The following is an 11,414-nucleotide window of genomic DNA, read 5'->3' on the forward strand; positions in this document are numbered from 1 at the left end:
GTCAGCCCCCTATACCCGGATCAGCGCCGGGTCTTCGTTGTCGTAAAGCCGTTCCAACAGATCGGCGCGGCGGGTGAGGATCTTTTTGATGTTCAGCGAGCCTTTGTCGGTGATCTCCTGCCCCTCGACCGAAGGCGGCTCGGACAGGATCAGGGCGCGGGTGATGCGCTTGGCCGAGCCGGTGACGCCCGCATTCATCGCGCGCAGGCGGTTCTCGACCTCGATCTTCAGCCGGTCGTCGGTGATGGCCCCGCGTGTGTCGGGCAGGGCGGTGCCGGGGAGGGGAAAGACGAACAGCCCGACCTCGCCCCGGTCATGGCCACAGATCACCACGTCCTGCGCGATGCCGGCCAGCTCCTTCAGCACCGCCATGCGCAAATTGCCGGCCTGAACCCAGGTGCCGGTGTCCAGCTTGAAATCCTCGGACACGCGGCCGTCAAAGATCAGGCCGTGGTTCATGTTGCCTTCGTCCACAAAGCGCACCGCGTCGCCGGTGATGAAAAAGCCCTCGTCGTCAAAGGCGGCAGCGGTCTTTTCGGGGTCGTCGAAATAGCCCGGCATGACATTCGGTCCGCGCACCCGGATCTCGCAGCGCATATCGGCGTCGGGGATCAGTTTCAGCTCCACCCCCGGCAGCGGCACACCGATCACGCCCGAGCGCCCGATGGGTTCGTGGACCATCACGCAGGCGGGCGCGGTCTCGGTCAGTCCCCAGCTTGAGGCCATCATCGGCAAGCCGCCGCGCACGTCGATCATGGCGCGTTCCAGCTTGTCCCAGACATCCTGCGGCAAGGACGCGCCCGCATAGAACAGCAGGTCGATGTCGCGCAGCAGCCGGTGGCGCAGGGCTGCGTCTTCCGACATCGCCTCGGCCACCATCGCGTAGCCTACCGGCACGTTGAAGGCCAATGTCCCCGGATAGGCGTCCCGGTTGGCCAGCGTGTCCTTGAAGCCGCGCGCCGTCGGCTTGCCGCTGTCGATATGCAGCGTGCCGCCGTTCGACAGCATCATGTTGACGTTATGCGTGCCGCCAAAGACGTGGTTCCATGGCAGCCAGTCGGTGATCCGGGGCGGCGTGTCGGCCAGATAGGGCATGACCGCGCCCATCTGCACCTGATTGACGCACATCATCCGATGCGTGGTCAGCACGCCCTTTGGGTCCGAGGACGACCCCGAGGTGAACATGATCTTCGCCAGCGTATCCGGCCCGACACTCGCATGAACCGCGTCGAGATCGGGGTGCAGATCATGGTTCAGGAAATCGACCATATCGGTCAGGGGACGCCCTAGCCCTGCTGGGCGTGAGGTGACCAGCTCGACCCCCTCCAGTTCGGGCAGTTGCAGCGCGCTGCCATAGCGGGCCGCGTCATCGGCAAAGGCCATGCGCGGGCGGGTCTTCTCCAGCACATAGATCAGGCGGGGATGCGCCTCGGGGATCAGGGCGTATTGTTCGGCCAAGGGGATCACTGGCACGCCGATATATTGCGCGGCCAAGGACAGGATCAGGTGATCGACGCTGTTGCCCGAGATGATGGCGATGCGGTCATCCGCCCCCATCCCCCGCGCCAGCAGGGCCGAGGCCGTGCGCCGCACGAAGCGCAACAGGTCGGCATAGGTGACATTGCGCCAGCCCGGCCCCTCACGTTCAGCCACGGCCACGCGATAGGGGGCTTTGTCGGCCCAATGATGCAGCCACGCGCCGGTGTTCGGGACGTGACCCGGCAGCGGGATGCGGGATCGCAGCAGGATGGTGCCATCGGCGCGGTCTTCGCGCTTGACCGAATGGGGGACATAGCGGGTGACGGTATGCGCCTTGGCCCATGCGGCCCGTTCGTGGAAATTGTCGGGCGTGGTGACGGGGATGTCGATGTGATCCATGGCGGCCCCTCTAGCGAAACACCGGCTGGCGCTTTTCAAGGAAAGCGTTCAGCCCCTCGGCCGCGTCGGGCGTGGTCTGGACAAGTGCGGCGGCAAGGCTTTCGGTGAACAGCCCGTCGGCGTGGCTCATATCCGCGATGCGGGGCAGGGCCTGCGTGATGAAGTAATTCGACATCGGTGCATTTTCCGCAATCGTCGCGGCAAGCTTGCGGGCCAGCGGCAGGGCCTCACCCTCAGCCACGGCGTAATGGCACAGGCCAAGGCGCAGCCCCTCATCCGCACTGTATTTGCGCCCGGTCAGCATCATTTCCACCATGCGGTCAGCGCCAAGGATGCGCGTCACACGGGCTGCGGCTCCACCGCCGACAAAGATGCCGCGCCGCCCCTCGGGCAGTTGGAAAATGACCGAGGGTTCGGCGATCCGCACATGGGTCGCGGTGGCCAGCTCCATCCCGCCACCGATCACCGCGCCGGTCATGGCGGAGACCGTGATGCGCCCGCCCGACTGGATCATATCCATAACCCGGTGCCAGTTGCGGGAATGGTAAACGCCCTCCTCGGCGCTGCGGCTGACATGTTCGGACAGGTCCAGCCCCGAACAGAAATGCCCGCCGCGCCCGTGCAGGATCACCACCCGCACGTCAGCGGGCAGGCTGGCATAGAACGCCTCGATCTCGGCCATCAACCCGTCGGACATGGCGTTACGCTTGTCCTCGCGGATCAGTTCCAGTTCAGCGATGCGGCCGTCGATCCGGCCCTCGGTATAGCTGCCCATGTCGTTCTTCCTTATTTCGGGGCCAGCCGGACGGCGCTGTCGATGCGGATGACTTCGCCGTTCAGGATGGGGTTTTCGATGATCTGCTGAACCAGCATGGCAAATTCGTCAGGCCGCCCCATGCGTGAGGGGAAGGGCAGGCCGGCTTCGAGGCTCGCCTTGATCTCGGGCGGCAGGCCCGCGCTCATCGCGGTTTCAAACAGGCCCGGTGCAATAGCCATGACGCGGATGCCGAAGCGGGCGAGTTCCCGCGCGGCGGGCAGGGTCAGCGAGGCGACGCCGCCTTTTGACGCGGCATAGGCCGCCTGCCCGATCTGGCCGTCCTGATAAGCCACGGAGGCGGTGTTGATGATAACCCCGCGCGCGCCGTCGGCGTCCAGTGGCGCGGCCACGGCCATGGCGCGGGCGGCGGTGGAGAGGACCGTATAGGTGCCGATCAGATTCACGCGGATCGTGCGGTCGAACGCATCCAGCGACAGGGTGCCATCGCGCGGCAGGATGCGGGCGGCGGTGCCGATGCCTGCGCAACTGACCACGATGCGCGGGGGTGCGCCCCATTCGGCGCTGACGCGGTCAAATGCGGCCTGCACCTGCGCCGCATCCGCCACATCCGCCGCCAGAGCCAGCCCGCCGATGCTATCCGCCACCGCGCGGGCGGCATCCTCGCTGCGGTCGAGAGCCGCGACGCGAGCGCCCGCGCGGGCCAGCCGCCGCGCCGTGGCTTCGCCAAGCCCGCTGCCCGCGCCGGTCACAAGAGCGATGGTTTCATTGATATTCATGGCTCACCTCAGAAAAAACTGCGGGTCAGCAGCATCACCGCGACCAGTGCCAGATCGGCGATCAGGAAGGGGATGATCCCCGCGAAAACCTGCTCCAGCCGCACATAATCTCGTGCGACGGAATGGATGACAAAGACGTTCAGGCCCACGGGGGGCGTAATCATCCCGATCTCCAACAGCTTGGCGACCAGCAGGCCGAACCAGATCACATCGACCCCATGCGCCTGCACCAAAGGCAGGAACAGCGGCAGGGTCAGAAGCAGCGCCCCGATAGGTTCCAGAAACATGCCAAGCGCCAGATAGATCAGCGTAATCAGTAACAGCAGGGTCAGCGTGTTCAGGCCCAGCCCTTCGACGAACTGGCCGATCTCGGCGGACAGGCCCGACATGGCGACCAGTCGCGTGAACAGGTTCGCGCCCACCGCGATGATGAACAGCCCGCCCGAGGACAGCAGCGTATCGACAAGGCTGTCGTGGAACCCGGCCCAGCTCAGCGACCGCCGCACCAGCCCGATCAGCAGGGCGACAAACGCGCCGAACGCCCCGGCTTCGGTTGCGGTCAGGAAACCGCTGAACAGCCCGCCCAGCACCGCGATAATCAGCACCAGAACCGGCCAGATTTCCAGCGTCTTGGCCCAGCGGTCACCCATCGTATAGGCCGGCGCGCGCGGCAGCCGCTCGGGGTAGAGCGCCCAGACCGCCAGCACCGCAAGGATGTAGAACGCCAGCGAAGCCAGCCCCAAAATCAGCCCGCCCATGAACAGTGCGTTGATCGAGCTGTTCGACTGGATCCCGAACAGGATCAGGATGATCGAGGGCGGGATCAGCGCGCCGATGGTGCCGCCCGCCGCCACCGCGCCGGTGGCGATGCGCAAATCATAGCCCTGCCGCGCCATTTCCGGCACCGCGATCCGCCCGATGGCCGCCGAACAGGCGACAGATGAGCCCGACACAGCCGCAAAGCCAGACGCCCCCGCGAGCGAGGCAATCGCCAGCCCGCCCGGCATCCAGCCCCACCAGACCCGCGCGGCCTCAAACAGCCCGCGCGTGAGGCCCGAGTGATAGGCGATGTAGCCCATCAGCAGGAACATGGGGATCGAACTCAGCGTCCAGCTTGCCGATGAGGAATAGGGCACCGTGGTCAGCATCGACATGGCCGGGCGCTGGCCCGCAATCATCCAGATGCCGACGAAAGACACCGCAATCAGGCTGACGCCAATCGGCACCCGTAGCGCGATCAGGAACAACAGTGCGGCGACGGCCATCAGACCAATGCTAAACGGGTCCATCAGCGCACCTCGATCACGTTATGCTGGACATCCTCGACGGGCTTGTTGTCCTCGTCGTCAAACCGTCCGGTCAGGATTTCAATGATCCGCAGCACCAGAACCAGCGCCATCAGCGCAAAGGAAACCGGCAGGATCCAATAGCTTGGCCATGTCGGAAAGCGCATCGTGCCGGCATCGACATAGGCCCCGCGCGCGGTCTGTTTCATCGCCTCGTCAAACGACCCTTTGGTCAGCAGGCAGAACACCACCAGCGCCAGCACAAAGCCGAACAGGAACACGATCTTGCGCGGCAGGCCATGCAGGCGTTGGGTAAAGATCGTCGCCTCGATATGGCGGCGGTGAACCTCGGTCATCGCCAGCGGCAAAAAGCTGACCGCGACCATGTAATATTTTCCGACCAGATCGGCGGTGGCGGGGAACCCGGCGCCCAGAACCTTGCGCGAGATCACATCAACGACGACCTGCAACATCATCGCCATCAGGACGAACGATCCCAGCACGATGCTCGCACGCGAGATCGTGGTTTCGATTGCCTTCATCTGCGCCTCCCTCTACGCAGGTTTTGGGACGGGCCGCGACGGGCGCGGCCCGGTGGCGTCATTGGCCGTAGGTGGCAAGGTCCAGCTTGGCGAAGATTTCGTCGTAACGAAGCTGGCCGATCTGCTCGGGCGTCATGCCGGGCTGGATCAGCCCTTCCCATTTCTCGATCAGCGCCTTGTAGCGGTCCACCTTGGCCTGCGCGTCGGTCACGCCCCGGCTTTCCAGCGTGGCGGCGACATTGGCCAGATATTCGGCGTTGAACTGTTCCTGCGCCGTTTTCAGGGTCTCGTCCGCAGGGATGAACTCCAGCCCTGCAACCTCACGCGCGGCTTCGGCGTCGCGCATAAAGGCCGCCAGCCCTTTGGCAATGCCGTATTGCGTTGCGCGGGCCAGCGCCTGCCGGTCCTCCGCCGACATCCGGTCCCACAACATCGCGCTGACGCCGCCGGGGGCCGAGCTGTTGAACATACCCTGCTCGACCTCGGTCACATATTTCACCACATCGCCAAGGCGGTTGGCGATGATCTCATGGGTGCCGCTGAAGGTGCCGTCGATAACCCCCTGCGACAGCGATTCGAACAGCTCGGACGAGGGCATCTGCACCGCGACCCCGCCCATTTTCTCGACAAAAGCCGCGTAAAGCGGTGCGCCGGTGCGGATGCGGGTGCCGCGCATATCGGCGGCGCTGCGGATCGGTTTGGTGGTCAGCAGGTTGTAAACCGGCGTTGCGTCAGACCCCAGATACACCTGGCCGTTGCGGGCAAATTCGGCCTGACATTCGGTGCAGGTGGCGACATATTCCGTCACCGCAGACGAGGAAACCGCGTTGGATGAACCCAGAAACGCCAGCTCAGCGGGCAGGGCGGCCTCGGGGTAATCGGCCGGGAAATAAGGCAGCAGCAGCGTCCCCATCTCGGTCACGCCATCGCGCAGGCCCGCGCTCATTTCGTTGGGCGCGACAAGGCCCGATGGCGTGTCGTTCAAATCCCACGCGCCGCCGGTGAACTCGGACAGGCGGGCGTTGATTTCGGGGTAAATATCGGTCGCCAGCACATGCGCCGGACCAAAGCCCGAGGTCGCGCGGATCGTGTCGGCCCATGCGCCTCCGGCCATCAGCATGGCGATGGTGGCGGCGGTCAATGTCAGTCTTGCCTTCATGGTGTTTCCCTCCCTTGGAACGCGAACCTCCCCGTTCGCGTCTGTGTCACGCCCCTGTTCGCAGCTTGCCGAGCAGGCGCAATAATTCGGTTTTCTCCGCCGCCGTCAGTGCGGCGGCGGTATCTTCGGCGGCGGCGGTATCTTCGGCGGCCTTGTCGCGCATCCGGCGGCCGCGCAGTGTTGCCGTCAGCGCAAAGCGACGGCGGTCGGTTTTGGACCGGGTGCGGGTAATAAGCTGGCGGGTTTCCAGATCGTCCAGAATCACCACGATGTTGGACCGCTCCATCTGCAAGGCATCAGCGATCTGCGAGGGGGCAATGCCGGGGTTGTCCACGATCACCGACAGCGCCGTCATCGACACCACCCGCAGATCATACGGTGCCAGCGCGTCCTGCGCGGCGGCCCGCACGACCAGATAGCTGCGCTTGAGGTTATAGCCCAACAGCCCGCCGATCACGCTGTCGTTCAGCGTCTGGGTCTGATCCTGTTGTTCGGCGGCATCGGTCATGCGAATCCCCTCTCTGCCAGAATGGTTGCATGATATAATAGTTATGGTCAATAACTATTTTCGAAGTACATTTCGGTCACGAAGATGTCATAAAATGCTTGCAAAGCGGCTGTGAACCACTAGCCTGAACCAATGGAAAGTGGTTCGAATCTGACAGGGGGCAGTACTGCCGATCTGCCGCAAAGCTCGGCGCGGGCGTTGGATCAGATCCGCGCCATTCTGGGCGATGTGGCCTGCAAGGATTCCGGTCGCCTGCCGACCGAGCGTGAATTGGCCGAGCGTCTGGGCAAGGGTCGCCGCGCCATCCGCCGTGCGCTGGAGGTGCTGGAGGCCGAGGGGCTGATCTGGCGCAAGCACGGGTCCGGCACCTATATCGGCCCCCGGCCAGCTTTGCCGCCCGCATCCCGGCCATTGGCGCAGTCCTTGCCCGCCAGCCCGGCCAGCCTGATGCATATGATCGAGGCGCGGCTGGCGCTGGAACCGGGTCTTGCCCGGTTGGCCGCGCTGCGCCACGCGCCGGAACAGATGCGGCGGATGCGGACCTATGCCGACCGGATTGCCTCTGCCGAGGATATTGACGGGGCCGACCTCTGGGACAGCGCCCTGCATCGCGAAATCGCGGGGACCACAGGAAATCCGATTCTGCTGGCGCTGTTCGATCAGATCAACGGTTGGCGCTATGACGAAGGGATGCGTCGCATCCGCCTGCGCGCCCGCCGCCATGCCGGGACCATCAGTCCGGTGATCGACGAACATCGCATCCTGCTGGATGCCATCGCTTCGGGTGAGGGCAATGCCGCCGCCACCGCCATGCGCAGCCATCTGACCAGCTTGCAGCAGGTTTTCCTGCGCTACGCGACCGAGGAGACGACCGGCCATGACATCTGATACGCCCGTGCTGGAAGTGCGCGACCTGTCCATCCGCTTTCGCGGACAGCCCATTGACCTGATCGACCGGGTGAATCTGTCGATCATGCCGGGACAAACGCTGGCGGTGGTGGGCGAATCGGGCTGCGGCAAATCCGTGACCTCGCTGGCGGCCATGGGGCTGCTGCCGAAACGCGCCGCGACGATCACCGGCGGGCAGGTCTTGTTCAACGGCTCTGACCTGCTGACCAAATCCCCGCGCCAGATCGAGGCATTGCGCGGCAACCAGATGGCGATGATCTTTCAGGAGCCGATGACCAGCCTGAACCCGGTCTTCACCGTCGGCGATCAGGTGGCCGAGGCCGTGCGCCGCCACCGCAAATGCTCGAAAGCCGAGGCCCGCGACCGCGCGTTGGAGATGTTCCGCCGGGTGCGGATGCCTGCGGCAGAAAAGCGGCTGGACGATTACCCGCACCAGCTTTCGGGCGGGATGCGCCAGCGGGTGATGATTGCCATGGCGCTGGCCAATGATCCGGCGTTGCTGATCGCGGACGAACCCACGACTGCGCTGGATGTGACGATTCAGGCGCAGATCCTGGACCTGATGCGCGAATTACAGGCCGAAAGCGGCACGGCGCTGATGATGATTACGCATGACCTTGGTGTGGTTGCGGAAATCGCGGATCATGTGGCGGTGATGTATGCGGGCCGCGTGGTCGAATCCGGTCCCGCCGCCCGGATATTCGGTGAGCCGCAGCACCCTTATACCCTTGGCCTGATGGGTTCGATGCCGGCGCTTGGCGGGCGGGGGCAGCGCGGTGCGCGGCTGATGACCATTCCTGGCGCGGTCCCGGTGCCAGAGGCGATGCCGCCCGGCTGCCGCTTTGCCAGCCGCTGCCCCTTTGTCATGGACGCCTGCAATGCGGCCCGGCCTGATATGGCGGGTGACGGGGTTAATCACAACTGGGCCTGCATCCGCGCGCCGCTGGAACAGCACATCAAGGGGGCCGCATGAGCGACGTGATCCTGACCGCCCGAGGCTTGGAAAAGCGCTTTGAAACGGGTGGCAGCCTGCTATCCGCGCCGGTGATTATCCATGCAGTGAACGGCGTCGATCTGGACATACAACGGGGCGAGACCTTTGCCATTGTTGGTGAATCCGGCTGCGGGAAATCGACGCTGGCGCGGCTTTTGCTGCGGCTGATCGACCCGTCGGCAGGGGAAATCACCTATGACGGGCGCGACCTGACCGCGCTGGCCCCGGCCGATATGCGGGCGCTGCGGTCGGAATTGCAGTTCATCTTTCAAGACCCGTTTTCCTCGCTGAACCCGCGTATGACGGTGGAAACCATCGTGGGCGAGCCGCTGATGGTTCACAGCCGCCTGTCCCGCCGCGACGCCGGGCGCGGGTGCGCGAGTTGCTGACCAAGGTCGGGCTGCGCCCCGAACACGCCGACCGCTACCCGCATGAGTTCAGCGGCGGTCAGCGTCAGCGTATCTGCGTGGCCCGTGCGTTGGCTTCAGGGCCAAAGCTGCTGATCGGGGATGAACCCGTCTCGGCGCTGGACGTGTCGGTTCAGGCACAGATCGTGAACCTGCTGGAAGATCTCAAGGATGACTTCGGCCTGACCCTGATCGTCATTGCGCATGATCTGTCGGTGATCCGGCATATGGCTGATCGGGTGGCGGTGATGTATCTGGGCGAAGTGGTCGAACTGGCCGCGACCGAAGATCTGTATAACAGCCCGCGCCACCCCTATACCCGTGCGCTTTTGTCCGCGATTCCGGTGCCGGTGCCGGGCGCGCGGCAAAAGACCACGCATCTGGGCGGTGATATTCCGTCGCCCGCGAACCCGCCCAAGGGCTGCAAGTTTCATACCCGCTGCCCCCATGCGACCGAAATCTGCGCCCGTGAACGCCCCAGCCTGACGGGCGAGCCGCATCAGACCGCCTGCCACCATTGGCAAGACCTGCCGCCGGTGGACAATGCGGCGCGGCTGGATGTGCCGCGCAGTGCGGTGGCCGAGGAACGCTTTGCGCTTTATCGTGCCGCCGTCGGAAATTGACTTTCACAACAGGGAGATAAAAGAAATGTCCATCCGCAACCCCTTGCTGGCCGCGCTGCTGGCCAGCGCATTGGCCGCCCCGGCCTTTGCCGCCGATATGCGTATCGGCCTGAACGAAGACCCGGATTCGCTGGACCCGGCGCAGTCGCGGACTTTTGTGTCTTCGCTGGTTTATGAATCCCTGTGCAACCGGCTGGTGAACACCAATGCCGAAATGGAGATCATTCCTGAACTGGCAACGGCATGGGAATGGTCTGATGATGGCAAGGCGCTGGTCTTTACCCTGCGCGAAGGCGTGACTCACCATGACGGCACGGCGTTCAATGCGGCCTCGGCCAAGCGTGTGCTGGACCGCAATATGAACCTTCAGGAATCGCGGCGCAAATCCGAACTGTCGTCGATCGAGTCGGTCGAGGCGACCGGCGAATATGAACTGACCGTGAATCTGAAATCGCCCGATGTGACGATTCTGGCGCAATTGGCCCATCACGCGGGCCGCATGTATTCCCCCGATGCGGCCGAGGCCGCAGGTGCGGCTTTTGGCACCAAGCCGATCTGTTCCGGTCCGTTCAAATTCGTTGAGCGGGTCGAAGGCAACCGCATCGTGCTGGAAAAATTTGCGGAATACTGGGATGCTGACCAGTATCACTATGACCGGGTGATCTATATGCCGATCCCCGATGGCACCGTGCGTCTGGCCAATGTCCGAGCCGGTGATCTGGATATTTCCGAGCGCACCCAGCCGACCGACGTGCCGCAGGTTCGCAATGACAGCCGCCTGCAATTGTTCGAGGTCGCCAATATCGGTTATCAGGGCATCACTGTGAACGTTGGTAATGGCCCGCGTTCGGAAGGTCCGCTGGGCCGCGATAAGCTGGTGCGTCAGGCGCTGTCCCATGCCATCGACCGCGAGGCGCTGAATCAGGTCGTGTTCGAGGGGCTGTATGTTCCCGGCAACCAATGGGCCGCGCCGGGGTCTTATTGGTATGACGAAAGCGACCCGGTGCCGCCGCGCGATGTGGAAAAGGCCAAGGCTCTGCTGGCCGAAGCCGGGGTTGAAGGCCGCCTTGCCGTGGAAATGCAGGTTGGCAACACGCCGCAGGCGCAGCAGCAGGGGCAGGTGATTCAGGCCATGGCCGCCGAAGCTGGCATCGACATTACCCTGCGCCCGACCGAATTCGCCACGCTGTTGGCCGAAAATGTTCAGGGCAATTTCGACTTGTCGCAACAGGGCTGGTCGGGCCGGATCGACCCGGATGCAAATATCCATCCGTTTGTCTTCACCGGGGCCGGGAATAACGACGAGCATTATTCCAACCCCGAGGTTGACCGCCTGCTGTCCGAAGCCCGCACCATCGCGGACCCGGCCGAGCGCAAGGCCCTTTACGATCAGGCACACACGATCCTGAAAGAAGATCTGCCGCTGATTTACCTGTATCATATCAAGTATTTCTACACTCTGCGGCAGGGGGTCGAGGGGTTCACCCCTTATCCTGACGGTATCATCCGCCTGCGCGGCGTGTCCGGCTGATCTGAACCTTTCCCGCCCGGCAT

The 11,414-nt window shown here is 64.1% G+C and carries 12 protein-coding genes; 5 read left to right on the forward strand and 7 right to left on the reverse strand.

Annotation, left to right across the window (positions count from 1 at the left end; translation table 11 throughout):
• Positions 1 to 9: 9 nt before the first annotated feature.
• Genes Q4G24_RS02540 through Q4G24_RS02570 form a run of 7 tightly spaced genes read right to left on the reverse strand, consistent with a single transcriptional unit; the run spans position 10 to position 6,927 of the window.
• The gene (locus tag Q4G24_RS02540) at positions 10 to 1,878 is read right to left on the reverse strand and encodes a feruloyl-CoA synthase (RefSeq protein ID WP_303364935.1); all 1,869 of its coding nucleotides are present in this window, start codon (positions 1,876 to 1,878) and stop codon (positions 10 to 12) included.
• A 10-nt stretch (positions 1,879 to 1,888) separates the two neighbouring features.
• Positions 1,889 to 2,653 (reverse strand): crotonase/enoyl-CoA hydratase family protein, encoded by a 765-nt coding sequence (locus Q4G24_RS02545; RefSeq protein ID WP_303364936.1) that lies wholly within the window; start codon positions 2,651 to 2,653, stop codon positions 1,889 to 1,891.
• An 11-nt stretch (positions 2,654 to 2,664) separates the two neighbouring features.
• Complete coding sequence (locus Q4G24_RS02550; RefSeq protein WP_303364937.1) at positions 2,665 to 3,432, reverse strand: SDR family NAD(P)-dependent oxidoreductase; 768 nt, start codon at positions 3,430 to 3,432, stop codon at positions 2,665 to 2,667.
• A gap of 8 nt (positions 3,433 to 3,440) precedes the next feature.
• Positions 3,441 to 4,721 carry a TRAP transporter large permease gene (locus Q4G24_RS02555; protein ID WP_303364938.1) on the reverse strand — a complete coding sequence of 427 codons (1,281 nt, stop codon included), beginning with the start codon at positions 4,719 to 4,721 and terminating at the stop codon, positions 3,441 to 3,443.
• Complete coding sequence (locus Q4G24_RS02560) at positions 4,721 to 5,260, reverse strand: TRAP transporter small permease (RefSeq protein WP_303364939.1); 540 nt, start codon at positions 5,258 to 5,260, stop codon at positions 4,721 to 4,723. Before Q4G24_RS02560 ends, Q4G24_RS02555 begins: the two co-directional genes overlap by 1 nt.
• A 58-nt stretch (positions 5,261 to 5,318) precedes the next feature.
• The gene (locus Q4G24_RS02565) at positions 5,319 to 6,419 is read right to left on the reverse strand and encodes a C4-dicarboxylate TRAP transporter substrate-binding protein (protein ID WP_303364940.1); all 1,101 of its coding nucleotides are present in this window, start codon (positions 6,417 to 6,419) and stop codon (positions 5,319 to 5,321) included.
• Between the two features lie 46 nt (positions 6,420 to 6,465).
• On the reverse strand, positions 6,466 to 6,927 hold the full coding sequence (locus Q4G24_RS02570; RefSeq protein ID WP_303364941.1) for a MarR family winged helix-turn-helix transcriptional regulator: 462 nt from the start codon (positions 6,925 to 6,927) through the stop codon (positions 6,466 to 6,468).
• A gap of 132 nt (positions 6,928 to 7,059) precedes the next feature.
• Between Q4G24_RS02570 and Q4G24_RS02575 the strand changes: the two genes are divergently transcribed.
• From Q4G24_RS02575 to Q4G24_RS02590, 5 genes are read left to right on the forward strand one after another with little or no spacing between them, the layout of a single operon-like run.
• Positions 7,060 to 7,815 carry a FadR/GntR family transcriptional regulator gene (locus Q4G24_RS02575; protein WP_303364942.1) on the forward strand — a complete coding sequence of 252 codons (756 nt, stop codon included), beginning with the start codon at positions 7,060 to 7,062 and terminating at the stop codon, positions 7,813 to 7,815.
• Complete coding sequence (locus Q4G24_RS02580) at positions 7,805 to 8,809, forward strand: ABC transporter ATP-binding protein (protein ID WP_303364943.1); 1,005 nt, start codon at positions 7,805 to 7,807, stop codon at positions 8,807 to 8,809. The genes Q4G24_RS02575 and Q4G24_RS02580 overlap by 11 nt, the downstream gene beginning before the upstream one ends.
• Entirely contained in the window at positions 8,806 to 9,219 is a 414-nt protein-coding gene (locus tag Q4G24_RS16600; protein ID WP_368660917.1) for an ATP-binding cassette domain-containing protein, read from the forward strand. Before Q4G24_RS02580 ends, Q4G24_RS16600 begins: the two co-directional genes overlap by 4 nt.
• Positions 9,204 to 9,860, forward strand: coding sequence for an oligopeptide/dipeptide ABC transporter ATP-binding protein (locus tag Q4G24_RS16605; protein ID WP_368660918.1), 657 nt, complete (start codon positions 9,204 to 9,206; stop codon positions 9,858 to 9,860). The genes Q4G24_RS16600 and Q4G24_RS16605 overlap by 16 nt, the downstream gene beginning before the upstream one ends.
• A gap of 25 nt (positions 9,861 to 9,885) precedes the next feature.
• Positions 9,886 to 11,391: an ABC transporter substrate-binding protein gene (locus Q4G24_RS02590; RefSeq protein WP_303364944.1), complete on the forward strand. Its 1,506-nt coding sequence runs from the start codon at positions 9,886 to 9,888 to the stop codon at positions 11,389 to 11,391.
• The last annotated feature ends 23 nt before the right edge of the window (positions 11,392 to 11,414 follow it).

This window comes from Paracoccus sp. (in: a-proteobacteria) (genome assembly GCF_030538695.1).
GTDB lineage: Bacteria > Pseudomonadota > Alphaproteobacteria > Rhodobacterales > Rhodobacteraceae > Paracoccus.

Bases quoted from the DNA above. Each gene is read 5' to 3' on its own strand.
- Q4G24_RS02555 (WP_303364938.1), bottom strand. From the start codon at position 4,721: ATGGACCCGTTTAGCATTGGTCTGATGGCCGTCGCCGCACTGTTGTTC.
- Q4G24_RS16600 (WP_368660917.1), top strand. From the start codon at position 8,806: ATGAGCGACGTGATCCTGACCGCCCGAGGCTTGGAAAAGCGCTTTGAA.
- Q4G24_RS02575 (WP_303364942.1), top strand. From the start codon at position 7,060: ATGGAAAGTGGTTCGAATCTGACAGGGGGCAGTACTGCCGATCTGCCG.
- Q4G24_RS02565 (WP_303364940.1), bottom strand. From the start codon at position 6,419: ATGAAGGCAAGACTGACATTGACCGCCGCCACCATCGCCATGCTGATG.
- Q4G24_RS02570 (WP_303364941.1), bottom strand. From the start codon at position 6,927: ATGACCGATGCCGCCGAACAACAGGATCAGACCCAGACGCTGAACGAC.
- Q4G24_RS02545 (WP_303364936.1), bottom strand. From the start codon at position 2,653: ATGGGCAGCTATACCGAGGGCCGGATCGACGGCCGCATCGCTGAACTG.
- Q4G24_RS02540 (WP_303364935.1), bottom strand. From the start codon at position 1,878: ATGGATCACATCGACATCCCCGTCACCACGCCCGACAATTTCCACGAA.
- Q4G24_RS02580 (WP_303364943.1), top strand. From the start codon at position 7,805: ATGACATCTGATACGCCCGTGCTGGAAGTGCGCGACCTGTCCATCCGC.
- Q4G24_RS02550 (WP_303364937.1), bottom strand. From the start codon at position 3,432: ATGAATATCAATGAAACCATCGCTCTTGTGACCGGCGCGGGCAGCGGG.
- Q4G24_RS02560 (WP_303364939.1), bottom strand. From the start codon at position 5,260: ATGAAGGCAATCGAAACCACGATCTCGCGTGCGAGCATCGTGCTGGGA.
- Q4G24_RS02590 (WP_303364944.1), top strand. From the start codon at position 9,886: ATGTCCATCCGCAACCCCTTGCTGGCCGCGCTGCTGGCCAGCGCATTG.